Here is a 23,382-nt window from a genome sequence, read left to right as displayed (position 1 = left end):
CGAGACTACCCTACTCGCAGCGATCATGACAGAGGTCAATTCCCTTACCGGCGGCGTGAGATCTTGCCCCTTGCCGGGCCATTTACCGGCTGTATGCTGGCGTTCCGGGGGCGGCTTCCAGGGGCGCCGAATCGAGTTCCCCGCCTTATCGGACGCGCGACGGACACGCGACGGACGTGCGGCGGACGCGCGGCACCGGACATCCGACTTCCAGGGCACCCCCCACCACTTTCCGCATTCACGACGCAGGAAGGACCGACGGCGTGAAGCTCGACGGACTGTGGGAGCACGCGGACTTCCGCAGGCTCTGGGCCGGGCAGACGCTCTCCATGCTGGGCGCCAACATGGTGGCGGTGGCCGTCCCGCTGCTCGCCGCGGTCAGCCTGGGCGCCTCGGTGTTCCAGATGGGCCTGCTGCTGGCCACCGAGTTCCTGCCCTACCTGCTGATCAGCCTGTTCGTCGGGGTCTGGCTGGACCGGCGGCCGAAGAAGCTGATCATCGTGGCGGCGGACGTCGCGCGCTCGCTGATCCTGCTGTCCGTCCCGCTGCTGGCCTGGGCCGGCCTGCTGAGCGTCCCGCTGCTGCTGGTGGTGGTGTTCGGCACCGGCGCCTGCAGCACCGTCTCGGACATCGGCAGCGCCTCGATCCTGCCCGCCCTGGTGGAGCGCGAGGACCTGGTCGAGGGCAACAGCAAGCTGGAGCTGAGCAGTTCGGTCTCCAACATCGGCGGCCGGACCGTCGGCGGCCTGCTGGTGCAACTGCTCACCGGCCCGGTGGTCATCCTGCTCGACGTCTTCGCCTTCGGGCTGGCCGCGGCCTGCACCCTGCGCATCCGCCGGCGCGAGCCGGTGCCGGAGAGGCCCACCGGCGGCGAGCCGTCCTCGCTCTGGCAGGAGATCGGCGAGGGCCTCGGCTTCGTCTTCGGCAACCCGACACTGCGCTTCCTGGTGCCCGCCACCTTCCTGATCAACTTCTCCGCCATCGCGATCGACCCGCTGTTCCTGGTCTTCGTCACCCGCACCCTGGACCTGCCCGGCATCCTGGTCGGCGCCCTGCTGGCCGGGACGGGCGCCGGCTCCCTGGTGGGCGCCCTGCTGGCGGCCCGGCTGGGCCGGCTGCTGCCGTTCGGCCGGATGGTGGTCTGGGTGACGGTGGCGATGACCGCCGTCGAACTGGTCATCCCGGCCGCGACGCTGATGCCCGCGGGCATCGCCTTCGCGATGCTGATGTTCGTCCAGATCGCCTACGCCGTGCTGGTGATCTCCAGCAGCGTCAACATCCGCAGCTACCAGGCCGCGATCACCCCGGACGCCATGCAGGGCCGGATGAACGCCTCCACCCGGATGATCGTGATGGCCGGCACCCCGTTCGGCGCCATGGCCGGCGGCGCCCTCGGCGCCCTCCTGGGCACCCGGCCGGCGATCGTGGTGTGCGCCGGCGGCATCGGCCTGGCCGCCCTGCTGCTCGGCCTCTCCCCGGTGCGCCGGGCGACCGGCGCCCCCGCCGAGGCCCCCGCCCCCACCCCAGCCACCATCTGACACTTCGTCAGCTACGTCACCTCCCCCACGACCAGGAAGGCCAGAAGGTCTCTTGAACGACACCGACGCGGTCGGCCGCGCCGCACTGGACGCCGTCTTCTCCCGCGCACTCGCGGAGGAGGCGACCCCCACGCCCGTCACCGTGCCCGCCACCGAGGCCGCCCGCCCGGGTGGCGGACGGGCGCCCGCGTCGCTGGCGCAGAAGCGGCTCTGGTTCCTGGAGCAGCTGAACGGACCCAACTCCACCTACAACGTGCCGTTCCGGCTCCGGCTGGCCGGCGAGCTCGACACCGAGGCCCTGCGGCTCGCGGTCGGCGACCTGGTCGCGCGGCACGAGGGTCTGCGCACCACCTTCGCCGGCGACGAGGACGAGGTCTTCCAGCTGCTGCTCGACCCGGACGAACTGCCCTGGGAGCAGCTGGACCTGACCGAACGCGGCGAGCCGGCCGCGATCGCGCTGATCGAGGAGGAGAGCCGGATCCCGTTCGCGCTGGCCGGCCGGCCGCTGTTCCGGGTGAAGCTGATCCGCGTCGGGGCCTCGGTGCACCACCTCGCCGTCACCCTGCACCACGCGATCACCGACGGCTGGTCGGAGGGGCTGCTCTTCCAGGAGCTGGGCGCCTGCTACACCGCCCGGGCCGGCGGCCCGGCCACCGCGCCGGCGCCGCTCGCGGTGCGCTACGCCGACTACTCGGCCTGGGAGGCCGAACCGGCCACGGTGGAGCTCTACCGGGGCCAGCTGGCCTTCTGGCGCGAGCAGTTGGCCCGGCTGCCGGAGGAGGCCGGGATCCCCGCCGACCTGCCCCGGCCGGTGCTGCTCAGCGGCGAGGGCGCCACCGTCACGGTGCCCGTCCCGGCGGACCTCCAGAAGCGGCTGGCCGCCTGGGGCTCGGGGCACGAGGCCTCGCTGTTCGCCACCGCGGTGACGGTGCTCGCCGCGCTGCTGCACCGCTACAACGGCGAGGACCGGGTGGTCGTCGGCGTGCCGGTGGCCAACCGGCCGCGGGCCGAGTGGGAGCCGGTGATCGGCTACTTCGCCAACACCCTGGCGCTGCCGGTCGACCTGGCCGGCGATCCGAGTCTTCGCCAACTGCTGGGACAGGTACGGACGGTGGCGGCGGAGGCGCTGTCCCACCAGAACGTGCCGTTCGACCGGGTGGTGGAGGCGCTCGGCGTCGCCCGGGACCCGTCCCGCAACCCGGTGTTCCAGGTGATGTGCAGCGTCAACCAGGTGGTGCCGCCGCCGGAGCTGCCGGGGCTGTCCGTCGAGATCACCGAGATGCGCAACGACTCCGCCAAGTTCGACCTGGAGCTGGCGGTCAGCTACACCGCGGACGAGGTCGGCTTCGCCTTCGACTACGCCAGCGACCTCTTCGAGCGGGAGACCGTGGAGCGGCTCGCCGCCGACTACCTGGCCCTGCTGGAAGCCTTCCTCACCGAGGGCGACACCGACACGGCGGACGGGACGGGCCCGACGGCCGCGACCGGCGTCGGCCGGCTGCCGCTGGGCACCCACGGGCCCGCCACGGCGGACGGCGCCGAGGCGGAGGTCCGAGACCGGTACGGCAACCGGGCGCCCACCGGGGTGTACGGCGAGCTGCTGCTGGCGGGCGCGCCGAGCGGGCGCCGGGCGCGCGTCCTGGCCGACGGCCGGGTCGAGTACGCCGCCGACCCGCAGGCCCCGGCCGCCCGTCCCGCCCCGGCCACCGACGGGTCCGCCGGGTCCACCGCCCCCGCGACCGCCACCGAGCGGGCCCTCGCCGCAATCTGGTCCCGGCTGCTGGGCACCGAGGCGGTCGGCCGGAACACCGACTTCCTGCGCGACGGCGGGGACTCCCTGCTGGCCACCCGGCTGGTCGCCCGGATCCGCCGGCAGTGGTCGGTCAAGCTGTCCGTCCGTCACGTCCTCAAGGCCCCGGTGCTCGCCGACCTGGCCAGGCTGCTGGACGAGACCACCGCGGCGCCCGCCGAGGCACCGGCCCGCAGCGCGATCCCGGCCGCCACCGGGCCCCGGCCCGAGGTGCTTCCGCTGTCCATGGCCCAGCGCGGGATCTGGACCGTCAACCGGCTCGGGCAGCAGCAGCAACAGGCCTTCTACCACATGCCGTTGGCGGTGCGGATCGACGGCCCCCTGGACCTCGCCGCGCTCGCCGCGGCCGCCGTCGACCTCGGCCGGCGGCACGAGATCCTGCGGACGCTCTTCCCCGCCGACACCCGGTCCGGTGCGCCGCGCCAGTCGATTCAGCCGCCCGAGGCCCTGGCCGGGGTGGTCCGGACCGTCGCCGTCCACCCCGACGACCTCCAGCGGGCGCTGCGGGCGGCACTGGACACCCCGTTCGACCTGACCGCCGAAGTCCCGCTGCGGCTGCACGTGTTCAGCACCGGCCCGCGCACCCACGTGCTGCTGGTGGACGTCCACCACATCGCCTGCGACGGGCTCTCGCTCGCCCCGCTCTGCCGCGACCTGGCGGCCGGCTACGCCGCCCGGGCCGCCGGCCGGGCCCCCGAATGGCATGAACTTCCCCTCCAGTACGCCGACTTCGCACTCTGGCAGGCACAGCAACTGGGCCGGGCCGAGGACCGGGACAGCCCGTTCGGCCGCAGCCTGGCGTTCTGGCGCGAGGCGCTGGCCGGACTGCCCGAGGAACTCGCCCTGCCGGGGGCCCGGCCGCGCCCCGCCGCGCCGACCTTCCGCGGCCTGCCCACCCCCGTCGACACCGGCCCCGAGCTGTACCGGCGGATCACCGCGGCCGCCCACGAGCACGGCGCCAGCGTGTTCATCCTGCTGCAGGCCGCAGTGGCCGCGATGCTCACCCGCCTCGGCGCCGGCACCGACATCCCGCTGGGCAGCCCCACCGCGGGGCGCTCCGACCAGGCGCTGGACGAGCTGGTCGGCTGCTTCATCAACACCGCCGTGCTGCGCGCCGACACCTCCGGCGACCCGAGCTTCCGCACCCTGATCGCCCGGGTGCGGGAGACCAACCTCGCCGCGCACGACCACCTGGACCTGCCCTTCGACGAGATCGTCACCGCCCTCAACCCGCCCCGCCGGCCCGGCCGCAACCCGCTGTTCCAGGTGATGACCAGCCTCAACGGCGAGCCCGAGCCGGTGCCGGCGCTCGGCGGGCTGCCCACCGAGGCCTTCGACCTGGGCACCCCCGCCACCCCGTTCGACGTCATCGTCGAGCTGACCGAGGACCGCGCCCGCGCCACCATCAGCGGCACCCTGACGGTCGGCGCCGACCGCTTCGACGAGGCGGGCGGCGCGGCACTGGCCCGGCGCCTGCTGCTCGCGCTCGCCGTCGCCACCGAGCAGCCCGACCTGCCGATCTCCCGGTGGGAGCTGCTGCTCCCGGGCGAGCGTGAAGCCGTCCTCGGCGCCTGGGGCACCGGCGCCCCCGCCCCCGAACCGGCCACCCTGGCCGAGCAGTTCGAGCAGGCGGTGGCGGCCGCGCCGGACGCCCCTGCCCTGGAGACGGACGACTTCGCCCTCAGCTACGCCGAACTGGACGAGCAGGCGAACCGGCTGGCCGCCGAACTGGTCGCCCGCGGCGTCGGCCCGGAGCGCACCGTCGCGCTCGCCCTGCCGCGCGGCGGTGAACTGCTGCTCGCCGTGCTGGCCGTGGCCAAGGCGGGCGGGGTGGTGCTGCCGCTGGACGTCCGGTTCCCGGTCGAGCGGCTGTCGTTCGTGCTCGCCGACGCCCGGCCCGCCCTGGTGGTGACCGACGAGGCCGGCGCCGCCGCCCTGCCCGTCGGCGCCCCGCCCGCGCTGCTGCTGGACGACCCTGACCTGCTGGACGCCCTCGCCGACCACTCCGGCGACCGCCCGGCCACCGCACCCGTCCACCCCGCGAACGCCGCGTACCTGCGGTACCCCTCCGGGTCGGCCGGGCGGCCCCGGGGCGTCGTGGTCACCCACGCCGGGCTGGCCCCGCTCGGCGAGCGGCTGCACCGGATCGCGGGCGGTGACGGGGAGCAGCCCAGGGTGCTCCAGCAGGCCTCCCCCACCTCCGACCCGTACCTGCTGGAACTCCTGCTGGCCTTCCGCTCCCGGGCCGCCCTGGTGGTGGCGCCCGCCCACCCGGTGCGGGGCGAGGAACTCGCCCTGCTGCTGGAGCAGCGGCGGATCAGCCACGCCGTGCTGCCCCCGAGCGCCCTGGCCGGGCTGCCCGACCGGGCGTTCCCCGCGCTGCGCGCGCTGGTGAGCGGCGGCGAGCCGCTCGACGCCGAGCCGGTGGCCCGCTGGGGGCGCGGCCGCCGGCTGCACAACGCCTACGGGACGACCGAGGCCACCGTGCTCGGCGCCCTGTCCGGCCCGCTGCGCGTCCTGCCGTCCGGGGAGGACGTACCGCCGCTCGGCGAGCCGATCGCCGGCTCCCGGCTGTTCGTCCTGGACGAGGAGCTGCGCCCCGTCCCGCCCGGCGTCACCGGCGAGATCCACCTCGCCGGGCCGGGCCTGGCCCGCGGCTACCTGAACCGCCCCGAGCTGACCGCCGACCGCTTCCTGCCCTGCCCGTTCGGCGCGCCGGGCGAGCGGATGTACCGCACCGGCGACCTGGCCCGCTGGACGGCCGACGGCGACCTGCACTGGCTGGGCCGGGCCGACGACCAGGTGTGGATCGACGGGGAGCGGATCGAGCCCGGCGGGATCGAGGCCGTCCTCGGCGCCCACCGCAAGGTCGCCGACGCGGCCGTGGTGCTGGACGCTTCGGCGGCCGGCGGGCCCGCGCTGGTCGCCTTCGTCACCCCGACGGCGCCCACCGGCCCGGCCGACCCGGCTGCCCGGCCCACCCCGCCCGTCCGGCCGACCCCGGCCGAGCTGCGGGCGCACTGCACCCGCTCGCTGCCCCGGGTCATGACGCCGGCCCGGTTCGTGGTGCTCGACGCCCTGCCGACGCTGCCCTCCGGCCGGACCGACCGCGCGGCGCTGCGCGTCCCGCCGGAGCGGCGGGCCTGACCCCGGGACGGACGGGAGCGCCGGCGGACGGGTGGTCCGCCGGCGCTCCCGTCCGCCGTGCTCCTCCGCGGGCGCTCCGGTAGGCCGTGCTACTCCGCGGGCTCGACCACGACCGTGAGTTCGGCCAGCGCGGCGTCCAGGGCCCCGGTCACCTGCTCCGGCCCCTCCCCCACCGCGATCACATGGCCCAGCCGGTCGTACGACTCCCGCACCGGCCGCACCGGGCGCCCGACCGCCGCCGTCACGGTGACCCGCTCCACCCCGGCGACCGCGCCCGCCCTCCCGACGCCCTCGACGGCGGCCAGCCGGCCCTCCTCGGCGGCGAGCAGGAAGCGGATCCCGGCGGAGCGGGCGCGCTCCGGGGCCAGGTTGAGCGGCAGGCCGGCGGCGGCGCGGATCTGCTGGTCCAGCAGGTCGATGCCGGTCGCGGGCCGGATCAGCTCCGGGATCATGCCGCCGGCCAGCCGGGCGTTGATCTCGATGACGGCCGGCCCGTCGGCGGTCAGCCGCAGTTCGACGTGCGCCGGGCCGCGCTCCAGCCCGACCGCCGCGAGGGCGCGCCGGGCGGTGTCGGCCATCGCCGCCGCCGTCTCCTCGGGCAGGACGGCCGGGAACAGGTGCCCGGTCTCGACGAAGTACGGCAGTTCGCTGACGGTGCGCTGGGTGATGCCGACGCAGACCGCCTCGCCGTCCGTCAGGAACATCTCGGCGCTGAACTCCGGGCCGGTCAGGTACTCCTCGACCAGCACCGTCCGGGCGCTGGCCTGGCCGCGCACATTGCGGGTGACCGCCAGCAGCCTGCGGGCCTGCTCGGTGGCGGTGGCGACGTCCTCGCACCACAGCACCTCGTGCGAGCCGGACTCGTCGACCGGCTTGACCACGCAGGGCAGGCCCACCGCGGCGACCGCCGCCGCGACCTCGGCCGGGTCGCGGACCTCGGCGAAGCGGGGCTGGCGCACCCCGTGCGCCGACAGGGTGCGCCGGGTCGCCGACTTGTCCCGGCAGGCCGCCAGTGCCGCCGCCGGGTTGGCCGGCACGCCCAACTCCTCGGCCAGCGCCGCCGCCTGGACCAGGTAGTACTCGCTGGTGGTCGTCACGCCCGCCACCTCGCGGCCGCCGGCCGCCTCCTCGGCGGCCTTGCGCAGCAGCTCGGGGTCGTCGGTGTCGCAGACCACCACCCGGGCGCCGGTCCCGGCCAGCCCCTGGTAGCGGGAGGGGTCCACCACGAACAGCACCGGCTCCAGGCCCAGCCGTACCGCGGTGGTCAGCGCGAGCATGCCGGTGCCGGTGGTGTTGGACTCCACGAACAGCAGCAGCGGGCGCTCCCGGCGGGAGATCTCCGCGTAGGACCAGCTGTGGACCAGCTCGCCGTAGCGCACCGGGGCGGGCTCGGTCGCGACCAGGGCGTCCCCGGTGAGGTCGGCGTGCGCCGCGTACACGGTGTCCACGTAGCGGTCGCCGCGATCCGGCATGATGCCGACCAGCCGGGTGCCGGGCGCGGCGTGCGCCGCCAGGTGGGTCAGCACCCGGTAGACCGAGCCGGAGGTGTTGCCGGCGAAGATCTTCTGCTCCCGGGCCAGCGCCCGGGTCGCGGCGAAGGCCTCGTCGTCGGAGAGCCAGTGCACCTCGTCGATCAGCCGGTAGTCGATGTTGTCCGGGTGGAGGCTGTTGCCGAGGCCGCCCTGACGCCGGGTCGGCACGTCGGGCTGGCCGAACAGCACACTGCCGACGGCGTCCACCCCGACCACCTTCAGCTCGGGGAAACGTTCCAGCAGCGCCCGGGACGTCCCGCACAGCGAACCGCCGCTGCCCACCGAGCCCACCACCACGTCCACCGTCCCGAGGTCGGCGACCAGCTCCTGCGCCAGGCCCCGGTACGCCGCCGGGTTCTGCGGATTGGAGTACTGCCGCGGCCAGAACGCGCCCGGCAGCCCGGTCATCAGCTCGGCCAGCAGGTCCAGCCGGGCCGACTGCCAGCCCTGCTCGCCCATCGCCGACACCACGTGCACCTCGCAGCCCAGGGTGCGCAGCTTGGCCAGGGTGACCGGGTCGATCCGCGGATCGGTGACGATGTGCACCGGGTGGCCCAGATGGGTGCCGACCAGCGCCAGGCCCAGCGCCATCGTCCCCGAGGAGCTCTCCACGATCGGCGCCCCGGGCTTCAACGCCCCGCTGCGCCGGGCCTCGGTGACCACCTGCCGGGCCACCCGGTCCTTCATCGCGAAGGCGTTCGCCAGCTCCAGCTTGGCGTAAACCTCGACACCCTCCGGCGCGGGCACCCGCAGCCGGACCAGGGGCGTGTGGCCGATGGCGTCGACGATCGATTCATGCCGCATGAGCGAGCTCCATGTCCTGAAGGGTGAGGGCCCGGACCGTGGTGGCGGTGCCGGGCAGGGTCGAACAGGCCGCCAGGGCGGCCGCCAGCCGGGGCCCGTGGTCCGCGGCCGTCCCGTCCAGCAGGACGCCCAGCAGGGTGCCGCTGTGCGCGCACACCACCCCCTCGGCGCCGACCCGCGCGGCGATCGCCAGCATCGCGTCCAGGTTCCGCTTGGGCGCCAGCCGCTGGTTCAGCACCGCGCTGCGGGTCGCCACCGCACCCACCCGGGCGAGGTCCCCCGCCCGCACCGCCGCCGCCAGCTCCGCCAGCAGCTCCGCGTACTCGGCGCGCTGCGCCGGGGAGTACGCCTTCGGCACCCGGTTGAACGCCACCGTGTCCAGCAGACCGCCCTCGTCCACCGCCACCACCGTCGCCGCCGGGAGGCCGCCCAGGCGCTCGCGCAGCCGCACCTCACGGTGCTCGAAGGCCACCACCCCGGGGTGCATCACCCCGTCGGTCGGCTCGATCGGGCGCAGCCAGCGCTCCACCGCGGCCGGCGAGGTGTCCAGGCCCAGCGCGGCGCCGACCGCCCGGACCGTGGCCACCAGGTCGGCCGAGGAACTGGCCATGCCCTTGCCCACCGGCAGGTCGCCGTCCAGCACCAGCACCCCGCCGGCCGGCACGCCACGGGCGGCGAGCATCGCCTCGGCCACCCGCCGGGTCTTGGTCTTGTCCGCGGGGAACACCCGCAGCGGGCCGTCCGGGTCCAGCCGGAAGCGGGCCCGCGCCCAGCGGTCGACCGGCAGTGTCACCAGGAACTCCGGGCCGTCGGGCAGGGCGCCCTGGAGCAGTTCGCCGAAGGTGCCGAAGGCGCGGGCCGTGCCGGTCCGCAGCTCGACGCCAGGGGCCGGGGGCCGGTTCGGCGGGCCGGGCGGGTGCGGGGTCAAGACCGTTCCGCCGGGGTCTGCGCTGCCGGGGCCTGCGCCGGCGGGGCCTGCGCCGACGGGGTCTGCGCTGCCGGGGCCTGCGCCGACGGCGCCAGGAGCGCCGCGACCCGCTCGGCCGCCGCCACCGCCACCGCGGACCGCTGCGCCCAGCCCTCCGCCAGGCGCTCCCGCTCGGCGGCGAGTTCGGCGAGGGTGGCGCGGACCTGGTCGGGGTGGGTCGAGCCGACCGAGGTCTTGGCGCGCAGCCCGGCGTCGACGCTCAGCGACGCGTCCAGCAGCGCCCGCGGCCCGGACAGCCGGTGCCCGGCCTCCGCCGCGACGGCCGCCAGCAGCGCGGCGTCCCCGTCCGCCGGGGCCAGCCCCTTGTCCAGCGCCGCCTTGATGTAGCGGCCCGCGATCACCTGCGCGCTCCGCCACGGCACGCCCTCGTCCAGGGTCAGCCGGTTGGCCAGGGTGAAGCCGCCGAGGAACTCACCCTCGCAGGCCGCCCGCATCCGGTCGGTGCGGAACACCAGCCCCTTGACCACGGCGAGCGCCAGCCGCAGCGTCGAACGCAGCGCCTCGGTCTGCACCCGCAGGTGCGCGCCGGCCTCCTTGGACACCTCGACGGTGTTGGTGTACGGGGTGTTGCGCTGCGCCGCCGCCAGTTCGGCCGCGCTGCCCGCCACCAGCGCGCAGCGGCCGCGGATCCGTTCCAGCACCGGGAAGTTCTTCTTCTGCGGCATCGCGGCGGAGATCCCGGAGAGCTCGTCCGGGAGGTCCAGGAAGCCGTGGGCGCTGCCGCCCCAGGCCATCAGGTCGGTGGTGAAGCGGCTGAGCGCCACGGCGAAGTGCGCCGCCTCGCCCGCGATCGCCAGCGCCCAGCCTCGCGAGGCGACGGCCACCAGGGCGTGCGGCTGGGGCCGGGCGAAGCCGAGCAGCTCGGCCATCCGGGAGCGGTCCCAGTCGAGTTCCTGCCCGGCCATGCTGCCGGCGCCCAGCGGTGAGGCGTCGATCTCGTCGTAGGCGGCCAGCAGCCGGCGCACGGCGGTCAACGTCTCGCTGGACAGGGCGGCCAGGTAGAAGCCGGGGCTGATCACCTGGGCGGCCTGGGAGTGGGTGTAGCCGGGCATCGGCACCTCGACCGCGCCCCCGGCCAGCTCGCGGACGGCCGCGTCGAAGGCCAGCAGGTCGGCGGCCAGCGCCCGGACCTGCTCGCGGGCGGACAGCAGTTGGGCGCAGACCTGGAGGTCGTTGCGGCTGCGGTCGGCGTGCCAGGCCGCGAACGGCGCGACCGGCCCGGCCGCGACGTGCCGCTCCAGGGCGAAGGAGATGTCCGACATGTTCTCGCGCGGGTTCGCGCGGACGGTCTCCGGGGAGACCTCGTCCAGCCGGGCGGCGATCGCGGCGGTGCCGGCCGCGTCGACCAGTCCCATCCGCCGGTACTCCAGCAGCAGCACCCGTTCGATCGCCACGTAGTGCCGCAGCAGGTGTTCGGCCTCGTAGGCGAACTGCGGTGCCAGCACCTCCTGGTGCCACACCTCGCTCGGTATGCCGTCGATCCGACCGGTCACCGTCATGACGTGCTCCTCAGCAGGTAGTCCTCGAGCAGGCCGCGCACGGGGGCGGGGGCGGACGGCGCGGTGCCGCCCGGCAACCGGGCGGTGCGGTCGGCGGGTTCGCGCGGCGGACCGGCCACCACGGCCCCGCGGGCGCGCCGCTGACCGTCCGCCCCGGGCGCGGCCGGCCCGGTAGTTCCATCCCCCATCACAGTTCCTGACTCGTCGTTCCGACCCCTCGCGGGCCGGGGCCCCTCGCGGCTCCCGGCCGGGGCACCCGGCGTCACGCCACGGGGCTACCCCGCCACGGAGCTCCCGATCGCGGGGCTCCCGATCGCGGCGCGGATCGCCCGGCTGATGGCGTCCAGGTTGTCGTCGAGGAAGAAGTGGCCGCCCGGCACGGCGTGCTGGGCGAACGGACCGGTCGTGTGCGCGGCCCAGCCGGCCGCGTCCTCGGGGCGGGCCGAGGCGTCCTCGGTGCCGGCGAAGGCGGTGATCGGCACCGGCACCGGCGGTTCGTCGCCGCAGTCGTACGCGTCCAGCCAGCCGAAGTCGGCCCGGCAGACGGGCAGCACGAGTTCCAGCAGCTCCGGCTCGTCCAGGACGAAGGCGGGCAGGCCGCCACCGCGGACCAGCCGCGCCAGCAACTCCTCGTCGGGCAGGGTGGACAGGCCGTCGAAGATGTCCTCGCCGCGCTGCTGGTCGGGCCGGGGGCAGCCCGAGACGAAGAGGTGGACGGGCAGTTCGGCCCCGGCCCGGCGCAGCCGGCGGACCACCTCGAACGCGAGCAGCGCGCCCATCGAGTGCCCGAACAGCGCGTACGGCCGGTCAGCGGAGGCCGCGACGGCCTCCGCGATCCGCTCCACCTCCACGGCCGCGGGCTCACCGATCCTGCGCTCCCGGCCGGGCAGGGCCAGCGCGGCGACCTCGACATCGGGGCCGAGCGCGGCCGGCCAGCGGGAGTAGACCGCCGTGGCGCCGCCCGCATAGGGGAAGCAGACGAGCCTGACCGGCGCCTCCGGACGCAATTCTCGGGAAACGAACCATTTGTCGGGAGGTATCTGGCCGTTCACGGGCGCCATCCCGGAAGTCCGGCTTTTGGCCCGAGGTCGTCCGGAAAGTCCATGGTCTCCGAAGCGGCCTTTCTGGAAAAGATGCCAGAACCCATTCGATCCGTCCCTGGATCGCCGCTCTGCGGAGGCCGGTTGTGCCGCCTGGTCGGTTCTGCCATCGAGGATGATGAATAGTGTGCCGATCAACCGCTGATGACTGTACCTCAGCTGAGTGAGCACGCTCAATAGTTGACGATCATCGGCCGTCCCACTCTACGACGCCCCCTCCCGAAAGGGCTCCGATTTTCCCGACCCGCCCACCCCGGCGGGGAATCGGTGGCGCAACTCACGCGGAACTCGCATTGACCAATCCAACGCCGTTCGTGCGGACGGGCGTGAGCACGCCGGGGTGGCGGCGCGCAGCGGCCCGCGCGCCTGCCCCGCCCGCCTTGGTCAGCCCCTGGTTCGGGGCATCAGCGGCTCAGGGCCTCGGCAGTTCAGGACACCAGGGGTTCAGGACACCAGCGGCCCCTCCGCGATCTCGGTCAGCGTCACGGTGCACAGCCCGCCGCGCTGGGCCTGCACGTCCGTGACCTCCAACTGGGTGCCGGGCAGCAGGATGTACTCCTCCTCCCCGGTGAACGCCGAGAACCGCTGGATCCCCGTGGCGCGCAGCGGCCGTACCTCGAACAGCGTCCGCTTGCCCCGGCTGCCGAGGAAGGACTTCGCCACCCCCAGCTCGGAGGTGCAGGAGGACACGCCCCACCACGTCACCGTCCGCCCCAGCGGGTACTGCTTGCGCAGGTCCAGCGACACCCCGCGCCAGAGCGGCTCCGTCCGCACCGGCAGCCGCGACACCGCCGCGAACAGCAGCCGCAGGTACGGCAGGTAGGGCACCAGCCGGCCGCGGTCCGGCGAGCGCAGCACCGCGTTGATCTCCCGGTAGAACGCGGACTCGCAGGTGTAGAGGTACAGCGCGGCGATCGCGTCCGCGGACAGCCCGGCCGTCGCCCCCTCGTCCGCCCGCCGCCTGCCGAACTCGTGCGACAGGGTGACGTGCCGGTCCAGGCCGCGCAGCAGTTCGGCCACCGGCGCCACGGCCTCCCGGAAGCCCATCAGCGGCGTGTCGAACACCCCGCTGATCGGCGGGAGTTCGAGGCCCTCGTCCTTCACGCCGGCCAGGCGGTCCAGATACAGCTGGTGCAGCTCCATCGTGGAGGCGATGAACGCGCCCATCCGCTCGGCGACACCGCCGTCCGCGCCGCCGCCCGTCGCCGCGTCGGTGTTCCAGCCCTTGCTGGGCAGCCAGTCCACCTCGTCCGCGCCGAGCGAGGCCAGCGCGGCGTTCACCGTGGCGAAGTGCTCGTTGTCGCAGAAGATGTCGCCCTGGGCCGCCGGGTTGGCGTGGTCGATGTGCCGGACCTCGACCTCCGGGTACTTCTTCTCCAGCCGCTGCACCACACTCTTCAGGCTGCGCGCGTGCGCACCCCACCAGGCGAAGACGACGCCCCGGTCCTCCTCCCCCGCCTGCTGCTTGGCCCGCAGGATCTCCTCCACGATCCGCTCGGCCACCGGCCGCCAGAACCCGGTGTGCTGGTCCGGCCCCATCGCCCCGTCGGCGCTGGCCGTGAGCGCCGCGTTCAGCAGCAGCACGCCCTGGGTCAGCATCGCCTGGAACCACTCCGGCGGCTGGACCGTCTCCTCCTTCTTCAGCAGCGCCCGGATGTCCGCGATCGGCGTCTTCTTCGGTATGCCGTACTTCCACATCGCCGCGGCCTTGATGATGCAGCGGATGCTGATCACCCGGCCGAACTGGCTGTCCTTCCAGTCGTGGAAGGCGTTGTCGAACATGGCGATGCCGGTGGCGCTCTCCGGCCGCGGGTACGGGTTCTGGCCGAAGACCACGACCTTCCACTGGTGCGGGGCGTGCGGCTTGAGCGCCTGGAAGGTCAGCTCGCGGACCGGCACGACCTCCGGGTCGCGCCCCGGGCCGATGAACGAGGCCGCGCCGGGCCGCGCCTCGATGACGGGCTTCAGCACCGGCAGCCACGCCTCGCCGCCGCCCTGGAAGAGCTCGGTGAGGGCCAGCGGGTCGTTCGGGTCGGGCTGGGTGGGGGTGGGGGTGTCGGCAGCGCTCATGGTGGTACTCCGGCTGGATCGGCCCACGCGGGGCATCGAATGACGGCCCGTCAGCTCACCGACGGACAGGGACATTCCTAACAGCCGGCGCTGACAGTCCCGCCCGCCCGGCCGGCGGCGGCCGGATTGTCAGTCGGGCCCACTAGCGTCGGTATCGACAGCGGGAAGAGCTCGCCGAGCAAGCCAAGCGACAGGAGTTGCAGCATGACGACGGACCGCGCCCAGTCCCCGCTCCGGGTGGTGCTGACGGACCTCAACGCGACGGTGGTCGAGTCGTGGCGGGCCGCCTTCGCCGACACCCCCGAGATCGAGATCCGGCACGGCTCGATCCTCGCCGAGCAGGTCGACGCCTGGGTCAGCCCGACCAACTCCAAGGGCCGGATGGACGGCGGGACGGACGCCGCGATCAAGCGCCACCTGGGCGCGGGCATCCAGCTGAAGGTGCAGCGGCAGGTACGCAACCACTACGCGGGCACCCTGCCGGTGGGCAGCGCGGTCTGCGTGCCCTCCGGCGCGGTCACCCCGAAGTTCCTGATCTCCGCGCCCACCATGCAGAGCTCCGCGCAGAACGTGAGCGAGACCCTGAACGTCGCCCTGGCCTGCGCCGCCGCCTTCCAGGCCGTCCACCGGCAGAACCGACTGGCGCCGGGCAGCATCCGCTCGGTCGCACTGGTCGGCATGGGCGCCCAGACCGGCCGGGTGCCGGCCCGGGTCTGCGCCAACCTGATGTGGACGGGCTACACGCTCTTCAACGACCACCACTTCGAGGACGACGACGAGCTGCGCGCCACCATCCTGGCCCAGCTGGACGACATCGAGAAGGCGCCCGCCACCACCCGGGTGCGGATCACGGCACCGGCGGCCCGCAGCCGCTCCGGGCGCTGACCGGAGACCGACCCAGCCCGCCGACCCCGCGCCGCGCCGACTCTCCGGCGTGGCGCGAGGCGTTCCCCATCACGCGGAACCGGAAGAGCCTCCCGATCAGTCAGCTCCGGCAGTCTGCTCCGGCGGCCCACTCCCCCGCGCCGCTCCGCCAGTCCACCCCGCCGGTCCACTCCGCCACTCCACTCCGTCAGTCCACTCCGTCAGTCAGCGACGAGCGCCAGCCGGATCCAGCGCTGCGCCTCCGCGGTGGCCACCGCCACGTCGAAGGCCTCCGGGGCGGCCGCCGCCTGCACCACCAGCCCCTTGAGCAGCCCCACGAAGGCGAACGCGAACGCCTGCGGGTCCACCCCGCCGCGCACCTCCCCCTCGGCCGCGCCCTGACCGACCACGTCCGCCACCCAACCGCGCATGCGGGAGTCCAGCTCGGCCACCGCGGCCGTCAGCTCGGAGGCGCCGGCCAGCGCCTCGGCACCCAGCACCACGAAGGCCCGGCCCAGATCGGTCGGGTTCCGCACGCCGTCGAGCACTCCCCGGGCGAAGCCGTACAGCTCCTCCACCGCCCCGGCACCACTGCGCTCGGGCGCCGCCGCCGCCATCGCCTCGGCGAGGGCCTCCTCCTGGAGCCGGGCGAGCAGCGCGGCCTTGGAGCCGAAGTAGTGGGTGGCCAGGCCCCGGCTGAATCCCGCCTCCTCGCCGACCCGGGCCAGGGTGACCCCGGTGCTGCCGTGCTCGGCGATCAGCCGGGCCGCGGCGGCGAGCAGCGCGGCCTCGGCGTGGGCGCGCCGTTCGGCCTGGGTGCGGCGGGGCTGGGCGTCCGGCGGGGCGGTCGTGCGGGCGGTCAGGTCATCGTGCGTGGGCATGGCACCATGCTAGGGTCGAACTTGCTTGTTGAATAACAAGCAAGTTCGGGACGGCGGGGCACTCCCCCGACCCCGCCGCCCCCGGCAGAAGGGAAGTCCCGATGACCGCCACGATGCTCGCCGGCCGCCTCGACGTCGCCAAGGGCGCTTTCGCCGTCGAGGAGGTGCCCGTCCCGGTACCCGGCCCGGGCGAGGTGCTGATCAAGGTCGAGGCCGCCGGCGTCTGCCTCTCCGACGTCCACCTGATCGACGGCACCCTCAAGCCGTTCCTCCTCGACGGCGACAAGGTCACCCTCGGCCACGAGGTCGCGGGCACCGTGCACACCCTCGGCGAGGCCGTGACCACCGCCGCCGTCGGCGACCGGGTCCTGCTCCAGGCCGGCGAGACCCGCAACGGCCGGCTGTACACCCGCGGCGTGGACTACGACGGCGGCTGGGCCGAGTACACGCTCGCCACCGCCACCACGCTCGTCCCGATCCCGGACGAACTCCCCTTCGAGCAGGCCTGCTTCATCCCCGACGCGGTCTCCACCCCGTGGGCCGCGATCACCGGCACCGGCGCCGTCCGCCCCGCCGAGGCCGTCGGCGTCTGGGGCGTCGGCGGACTCGGCGCCCACGGCGTCCAGCTGCTGCGCGCCGTCGGCGCCTTCCCCATCGTCGCCGTCGACCCGCTCCCGGCCGCCCGCGACCGCGCCCTCGCCTTCGGCGCCGACGCCGCCCTCGACCCGGCCGACCCCCGGTTCACCGAACAGCTGCGGGCGGCCACCGGCGGCCGCCCGCTCTCCGCCGCCTTCGACTTCGCCGGCGTCGCCCCGGTCCGCCAGCAGGCCATGGCCACCCTCGGCGAACGCGGCCGCCTGGTCCTCGTCGGCCTCACCGACCAGCCACTGACCGTCACCGACGGCACCCGGGTCAGCTACCTGCGCCAACAGATCCTCGGCCACTACGGCTCCGACGGCCAGGACGTCATCGACCTGGTCGCCCTGGTCCGCGGCGGCCGACTGGACTTCGCCCGCTCCGTCAGCGGCACCTTCCCCCTCGCCGACGCCGCCCGCGCCGTCGAGGCCCTGGAGCGCAAGGAGGGCAACCCCATCCGCCTGGTCCTCAAGCCCTGACGGCCGCACCCGCCCCCGCACCTGCCCGACTGAGCCGGGCACGGCACCGGGCCGGCAGCCTCTCCCCGGCTGCCGGCCCACCCACCGCCCCCCGACTCGGCGGGCCGGCGGCCCGTCGCGCCCCAACTCCGCCACATCGCAGACGAAATGGCATGCACGCCACTAGCCAACCGTCCAGTAGCGCCCCTACCGTCGACTCCCCGTGGCTTCGACGGAGGAGCTCGCCATGCCCCCACGCACACGCCCGCACCGCCTCCGACACTCCAGCAGATTCCCGAGGGCGGCGGCCGTCGCCCTCGCGGCGGCCCTGTTCGTGACCGCCGCCCTCACCACCCCCACGACCGCGACCGCGTCCCCCGCCGCGGCACCCGACTACTGCGGCGGCCGGTGCACCGACATCCTGCCGCCCGGTGAGAACGGCAACGCGACGCTCGCCGAGATCCTGCTCAACCGGATGTTCGGCAGCCGCCCCGCGCACACCGACGACCAGTTGGGCCCGTACTCCGCGCTCGCCTCCGGCTATCCGGGGCTGACCGAGGCCGGGTTGCGCGGCTTCTTCAACGACGCCTCGTTCGGCGTCCCCGCCGACCAGGTGGCCAGCACCGCGACCCCGCGCCCGGACGTGACGATCGTGCGCGACAAGGCCACCGGGGTGCCGCACATCAGCGGCACCACCCGGTACGGCACCGAGTTCGGCGCGGGCTACGCCGCCGCGCAGGACCGGCTGTGGGTGATGGACCTGTTCCGGCACGTCGGCCGGGGCCAGCTGTCCGGCTTCGCGGGCGGCGCCGCCGCCAACCGGCAGCTGGAGCAGAGCTTCTGGCAGGCCGCGCCGTACACCGAGGCCGAGTTGCAGCAGCAGATCGACGCGCTGGCCGCGCGTGGCGGCCGGGCCACCCAGGCGCTGGCGGACGCCAACGCGTACCTGGACGGCATCAACCAGTACGTCTCCGCGGCGTACAACGGCCGGACGTTCCCCGGCGAGTACGACCTCACCGGGCACATCGACCCGATCACCAACGCCGGTTCGATCGAGCCCTTCAAGCTGACCGACCTGGTCGCCCTCGCCTCGGTGGTCGGCGCGCTGTTCGGCTCCGGTGGCGGCGGCGAACTGGCCTCCGCCCAGGTCAAGTCGGCCGCCGAGGCGCGGTACGGCAAGGACGCCGGGGACGCGGTGTGGACGTCGCTGCGCGAGGCCGACGACCCGGAGGCGGTCCGGACCCTGCACGACGGGCAGAGCTTCCCGTACGCGACGGTGCCCGACGCCCCGCAGGGCCAGGCAATGCCCGACCCGGGCTCGGTGGTGCCCGAGCGGATGATCTACGACGCCACCGGGTCCGCGAACACCGCGTCAACCGCGGCGAAGGGCGTCCTGCCCGGCAACCTGCTCACCGCCAAGCACGGCATGTCCAACGCCCTGCTGGTCTCCGGCGCCCACACCGACGACGGCCACCCGGTCGCCGTGTTCGGTCCCCAAACCGGCTACTTCGCACCGCAGTTGCTGATGCTGGAGGAGATCCAGGGCCCCGGGATCAGTGCCCGCGGCGCGGCCTTCGCCGGCCTCAGCTTCTACGTGCAGCTCGGCCGCGGCCAGGACTACGCGTGGAGCGCCACCTCCGCCGGGCAGGACATCACCGACACCTACGCCGTCCCGCTCTGCACCACCGACGGCTCGCCGGTCACCACGGCCGCCAACTCCTATCTCTGGCACGGTCAGTGCCTGCCCTTCGACCGGCTGGAGCGCAAGGACGTGTGGAGCCCGACCACCGCCGACTCCACCCCGGCCGGCTCGTACACCCTGGTGGCGTACCGCTCGAACTACGGGCTGGTGACGGCCCGCGGCACCGTGGGCGGCGCGCCGGTCGCCTTCACCTCGCTGCGCTCCACCTACCGGCACGAGGCCGATTCCATCATCGGCTTCCAGGAGTTGAACGACCCGGGCGCGGTGCACGACGCCCCGAGCTTCCAGCGGGCGGCGCAGGACATCAACTACACCTTCAACTGGTTCTACGCCGACTCCCGCGACATCGCCTACTACAACTCCGGCAGCAACCCGGTCCGCGCTCCCGGGGTCGACGCCGGGCTGCCGGTGCTCGCCCAGCCCGCCTACGAGTGGGCCGACTTCGACCCGGTCACCAACACCGCCCGGTACACCCCGCCGGCCGAGCACCCGCAGTCCGTCAACCAGGACTACTACGTCTCCTGGAACAACAAGCAGGCGGACGGCTTCACCGCGGCCGGCTTCGGCAACGGCTCGGTGCACCGGGCCAACCTGCTGGACGACCGGGTCAAGTCCCTGCTGCGGAACGGCGGAAAGGCGAGCCGGGTCACCCTCACCCAGGCGATGGAGGGCGCCGCTCTGGCCGATCTGCGGGCCGAGGACGTGCTGCCCGACCTGATCCGGGTGCTGCGCAGCGCACCGGTCACCGATCCGGCCGCCGCCACCGCCCTTCAGCAGCTGGAGGCCTGGCTCGCCGACGGCGACCAGCGCAAGGAGACCTCGCCGGGCAGCCACAGCTACGCGGACGCGGCCGCGATCCGGGTGATGGACGCCTGGTGGCCGCTGGTCGCCGACGGGGTGATGCGACCGGGCCTCGGCGACCGGTTGTTCGGCTCGCTGACCGGCGCGCTGCAGATCAACGAGTCCCCGTCCGGCGGCCAGGGCGGGGCGACGGCGGGCGGGCCGGTCAGTGCCAACGAGTCGATCCCGCACAAGGGTTCGGCCTTCCAGTACGGCTGGTGGAGCTACCTGGACAAGGACCTGCGCGCCGTCCTCGGCGACCCGGTCGCCGGCCCGCTGGCCCGTCCCTTCTGCGGCGGGGGCGACCTCACCGCCTGCCGCAACGTCCTGCTGACCACTCTCACCCAAGCCGCCGCCCAGACCCCCGCCCAGGTCTACCCGGGCGACACGGACTGCGCGGCGGGCGACCAGTGGTGCGCCGACACCATCATCCAGCGCCCGCTGGGCGGGGTGACGGACGACAAGACGACCTGGCAGAACCGCCCGACGTACCAGCAGGTGGTGCAGTTCTCCGGCCACCGCTGAGCCGCCACCGCCCCGCCGAAGCAGCCACCGCCACCGACCCGCCGAACCGGCCACTGCCACCGCCCCGCCGAAGCGGCCGCCGGCGCCCCACCCGGGGCACCGGCGGCCGTGGCACGCTCAGCCGACCCGCTTGGTGACCTCCCGCTCCGCCTCCCGCAGGTTGTCCGCCTCGTCCCTGAGCCGCACGCCCGCCAGGTGGTAGGCCTTGGGGCTCTGCGCCGTGGCCATCCGCTCGGAGAGCGCCGCCGCCAGCTCGCCCGCGACCTCCACCAGATCGGCGAGCGAGCCGAACATCACGGCCGCCTCCGCCGCCGGGACCTTGTCCCGCCCGCTGTCCTTCGCCTTCGGCAGGGCGTTCTCCCGCAGCTGCCGCCGCGCCTCGTCGACCGCGTCGACCATCGCCCGAATCCCGCTGTCCATCCCGCTCCCAAGCCGCCGTTCCATTGTCCGTGTTCGGACATCCCCGTCAGTGTGCCCTGTCGGCCAAGATTCAAAAACCCACCCGGTAGCACCCTAAACCGCCCTAGGCTGCTTACATGGCAACCGACGACTCCCTCGCAACCGGCCAGCGCTCGCTCGGCGACCCCACGCTCGACTACCCCCTCTGGCCCCCGCTGACCTCGGGCTGCCCGCGCACCGGCACGGCGGACGTCTCCTACCCGGTCGAGGTCGACTACGCCTACGACAAGGTCGACCCGGCCGCCCTGTTCGCCCCCGTCCGGGCCCGCGGCGGCCTGGAGCGCTGGGCGCCGCTGCTGCCCCCGCTGCTCGCCCCCGGCCTCGGCGAGGGCGCCACCCCGCTGGTCGAGCTCGGGCCGGGCGTGTACGTCAAGGACGAGTCCCGCAATCCGACCTGGAGCCACAAGGACCGGCTGAACCGCTGCACCACCAGCGCCGCCGTCGGCGCCGGCGCGCCCGGCATCGCGGTCGCCTCCTCGGGCAACCACGGCGCCTCGGCGGCCGCCTACGCCGCCCGCGCCGGACTGCCCTGCGTGGTGTTCACCGGCCCGGACACCCCGCCCGCCGTGGACGCCTTCCTGAACGCCTACGGCGCCGTGGTGCTGCCCGTCCCGTGGGAGGCCCGCTGGCCGCTGCTGCGCCAGGTGGTGGAGCGGCTCGGCCTGCACCCGGTCAGCAACCTGACGCCCACCCACACCGGCCACGCGTACGGCCCCGAGGGCTACAAGACCGTCGCGTACGAGATCTTCCAGGACGTCGGCGTGCCGAGCGCGGTGTTCGTCCCGACCGGGTACGGCGAGCTGCTGTTCGGGGTGTGGAAGGGATTCGTCGAGCTGCGCCGGCTGGGCCTCGCCGACCGGGTGCCGCGGATCTTCGCCTGCGAGTCGGCGGCCTCCGGCCCGCTGCACCGTGCGATCGCCGAGGGCCTGCCGGCCGCGCACGTGACGGTCGGCCCGAGCGCGGCCTACTCGATCGCCTCCCCGGTCAGCGGCTACCGGGGCGTGCTGGCGGTGCGCGAGAGCGGCGGTGCGGCGCTCACCCTGGACGACGGTCAACTCGCGGACGCCCAGCGCGAGATGGCCGGCGCCGGGCTGTGGGCCGAGCTGTCCGCGGCGGCCGGACTGGCCGGGCTGCGCAGCCTCGGCGCGCAGGCCCCGGACGACGGCCCGGTGGTCTGCGTCTCCACCTCCAGCGGCTTCAAGGACAAGGGCATGGGCGCCCACCGGACGGCCCCGGCCACTCCGACCTGGGAGGAGGTGGAGCGCCGCCTGCGCGCGGCCGGGATCACCGCCTGACCGAACCGCGCGACCGGCGCCGCAACGCGCTCGGCCAGTACCTGATCGTGGCGGGCTCCTGGGCGGCCGAGGACAACTCCGCCCCCGTACCGGGGCTACACCGTGGTCCGCCCCCGCCGCACCAGCCACCAGGCGAGTGCCGCCGACGCGCCCGCGTTCACAGCTCGACCAGTACCTTCCCCCGGCTCGCCGACCGGTCCAGGTAGAGGCTGCGGTACGCCGCCGGGATGCTGTCGAACCCCCGGTGCACGGTCTGCTGGTAGCTCAGCTCCCCGCTGCGCACCAGGGCGCCGAGGTCCCGCCGCAGCGCCACCCAGTTCTCCTCGGTGAACCACTCCAGCGAGAAGATGCCGCGGATCACGGTGCGCGGGAACATGATCATCGGCAGCAGCCGGGGGCCCACCCACTCGCCGCCGACCTGGCTGCCCCACTGCCAGCAGACCGCCACCCGGCTGTCCACCGCGAGCATCCCGAAGACCAGGTCGGTGAGCGCCCCACCCAGACTGTCGAAGTAGCGGTCGATGCCGTCCGGGGCGAGCCGGGCCAGCTCCTTCGCCAGCAGCTCCGGGTCGTCGCCGTCCCGGTACTCCAGCACCGCGTCGAAGCCCAGCTCCCGCAGCCGGCCGGCCTTCGCCGGGGTCGCCGTGGTGCCGATCACCCGGGCGCCCCGGTGCCGGGCGAGCTGGCCGACCACCGAACCGACGGCGCCGCTGGCCCCGCTGACCAGCACCGTCAGCCCGGGCCGGACATCGAGGAACTTCTCCACCGTCCCCCAGGCCGTCATCCCGGGCCCGCCCAGCACGCCGAGCGCGGTGGTGATCGGCAGCTGCTCGTCGTAGTCCGCGCGGTCCAGCCGCCGGTACGCCGGGAAGACCATCGGGAAGGTGCCGGTCTGCCAGGGCACGGCGGCGCCGTCGCTGATCACATGGCTGCGCCAGCCGCCGAAGCCCTGGACCAGGTCGCCGACCGCGAACCGCGCGGCGGGCCCGGCCCGCACCACCTCCATGATCGAGTCGGCGCCCATGTGGTCGCCGACCGGGGTGTCCAGCGCGATCCCCTGGAGGTACGGGTCCACCGACACGTAGCGCGTGCGCAGCAGCATCTCGTCCTCGGCGAGCCGGACGTCCACCTCCTCCACGACCTTCTCGTACATCCGGTCCACGTCCGGTACGCCGTCCACGTGCGCGCGGACGACCCACTTCTCGATCCGCACCTTCTCGACGGTCGTCAGGGA

Annotated in this window: 15 protein-coding genes; 6 read left to right on the top strand and 9 right to left on the bottom strand. The window is 74.5% G+C overall.

Annotation, left to right across the window (positions count from 1 at the left end; all coding sequences use genetic code 11):
* The first annotated feature begins 263 nt into the window (after nt 1-263).
* Both ACZ3YL_RS24455 and ACZ3YL_RS24450 read left to right on the top strand, forming a co-directional pair.
* Nucleotides 264-1,538, top strand: coding sequence for an MFS transporter (locus ACZ3YL_RS24455; protein ID WP_465659849.1), 1,275 nt, complete (start codon nt 264-266; stop codon nt 1,536-1,538).
* A 52-nt stretch (nt 1,539-1,590) separates the two neighbouring features.
* Entirely contained in the window at nt 1,591-6,495 is a 4,905-nt protein-coding gene (locus tag ACZ3YL_RS24450) for an amino acid adenylation domain-containing protein (protein WP_465659848.1), read from the top strand.
* Nucleotides 6,496-6,584: 89 nt separating this feature from the next.
* On the opposite strand, the gene ACZ3YL_RS24445 is transcribed toward ACZ3YL_RS24450, so the two are convergent.
* From ACZ3YL_RS24445 to ACZ3YL_RS24420, 6 genes are all read right to left on the bottom strand, one after another.
* A complete protein-coding gene (locus tag ACZ3YL_RS24445) occupies nt 6,585-8,831 on the bottom strand; it encodes a pyridoxal-phosphate dependent enzyme (RefSeq protein ID WP_465659847.1) in 2,247 nt (748 codons plus the stop codon).
* Nucleotides 8,821-9,759, bottom strand: a complete 939-nt coding sequence (locus ACZ3YL_RS24440) for a GHMP family kinase ATP-binding protein (RefSeq protein ID WP_465659846.1) — start codon at nt 9,757-9,759, stop codon at nt 8,821-8,823. Before ACZ3YL_RS24440 ends, ACZ3YL_RS24445 begins: the two co-directional genes overlap by 11 nt.
* Complete coding sequence (locus tag ACZ3YL_RS24435) at nt 9,756-11,318, bottom strand: lyase family protein (RefSeq protein ID WP_465659845.1); 1,563 nt, start codon at nt 11,316-11,318, stop codon at nt 9,756-9,758. The genes ACZ3YL_RS24440 and ACZ3YL_RS24435 overlap by 4 nt, the downstream gene beginning before the upstream one ends.
* Entirely contained in the window at nt 11,315-11,506 is a 192-nt protein-coding gene (locus tag ACZ3YL_RS24430; RefSeq protein ID WP_465659844.1) for a hypothetical protein, read from the bottom strand. Before ACZ3YL_RS24430 ends, ACZ3YL_RS24435 begins: the two co-directional genes overlap by 4 nt.
* 87 nt (nt 11,507-11,593) lie before the next feature.
* Entirely contained in the window at nt 11,594-12,325 is a 732-nt protein-coding gene (locus tag ACZ3YL_RS24425) for a thioesterase II family protein (RefSeq protein WP_465659843.1), read from the bottom strand.
* A 537-nt stretch (nt 12,326-12,862) separates the two neighbouring features.
* Entirely contained in the window at nt 12,863-14,488 is a 1,626-nt protein-coding gene (locus ACZ3YL_RS24420; protein ID WP_188302667.1) for an ADP-ribosyltransferase domain-containing protein, read from the bottom strand.
* A gap of 204 nt (nt 14,489-14,692) precedes the next feature.
* On the opposite strand from ACZ3YL_RS24420, the gene ACZ3YL_RS24415 reads away from it, so the two are divergent.
* Nucleotides 14,693-15,373, top strand: coding sequence for a macro domain-containing protein (locus ACZ3YL_RS24415; RefSeq protein WP_465659842.1), 681 nt, complete (start codon nt 14,693-14,695; stop codon nt 15,371-15,373).
* Nucleotides 15,374-15,573: 200 nt separating this feature from the next.
* Here ACZ3YL_RS24415 and ACZ3YL_RS24410 read toward each other — a convergent pair whose 3' ends face one another.
* Nucleotides 15,574-16,233 (bottom strand): TetR/AcrR family transcriptional regulator, encoded by a 660-nt coding sequence (locus tag ACZ3YL_RS24410; RefSeq protein WP_465659841.1) that lies wholly within the window; start codon nt 16,231-16,233, stop codon nt 15,574-15,576.
* Between the two features lie 101 nt (nt 16,234-16,334).
* Here ACZ3YL_RS24410 and ACZ3YL_RS24405 point away from each other — a divergent pair, with 101 nt between their 5' ends.
* Together ACZ3YL_RS24405 and ACZ3YL_RS24400 are read left to right on the top strand one after the other, a co-directional pair.
* Entirely contained in the window at nt 16,335-17,348 is a 1,014-nt protein-coding gene (locus ACZ3YL_RS24405; RefSeq protein ID WP_465659840.1) for a zinc-binding dehydrogenase, read from the top strand.
* Between the two features lie 226 nt (nt 17,349-17,574).
* Nucleotides 17,575-20,394, top strand: coding sequence for a penicillin acylase family protein (locus ACZ3YL_RS24400; RefSeq protein WP_465659839.1), 2,820 nt, complete (start codon nt 17,575-17,577; stop codon nt 20,392-20,394).
* Between the two features lie 117 nt (nt 20,395-20,511).
* On the opposite strand, the gene ACZ3YL_RS24395 is transcribed toward ACZ3YL_RS24400, so the two are convergent.
* Nucleotides 20,512-20,814 (bottom strand): hypothetical protein, encoded by a 303-nt coding sequence (locus tag ACZ3YL_RS24395; RefSeq protein WP_188302671.1) that lies wholly within the window; start codon nt 20,812-20,814, stop codon nt 20,512-20,514.
* Nucleotides 20,815-20,930: 116 nt separating this feature from the next.
* Here ACZ3YL_RS24395 and ACZ3YL_RS24390 point away from each other — a divergent pair, with 116 nt between their 5' ends.
* Nucleotides 20,931-22,148, top strand: a complete 1,218-nt coding sequence (locus ACZ3YL_RS24390) for a threonine synthase (protein WP_188302672.1) — start codon at nt 20,931-20,933, stop codon at nt 22,146-22,148.
* A 157-nt stretch (nt 22,149-22,305) separates the two neighbouring features.
* On the opposite strand, the gene ACZ3YL_RS24385 is transcribed toward ACZ3YL_RS24390, so the two are convergent.
* A complete protein-coding gene (locus ACZ3YL_RS24385) occupies nt 22,306-23,361 on the bottom strand; it encodes a zinc-binding dehydrogenase (RefSeq protein ID WP_188302678.1) in 1,056 nt (351 codons plus the stop codon).
* Between the last annotated feature and the right edge of the window lie 21 nt (nt 23,362-23,382).

It is taken from the genome of Kitasatospora sp. NPDC023176 (genome assembly GCF_055560495.1).
This window is presented reverse-complemented; position numbering and strand designations above follow the sequence as displayed.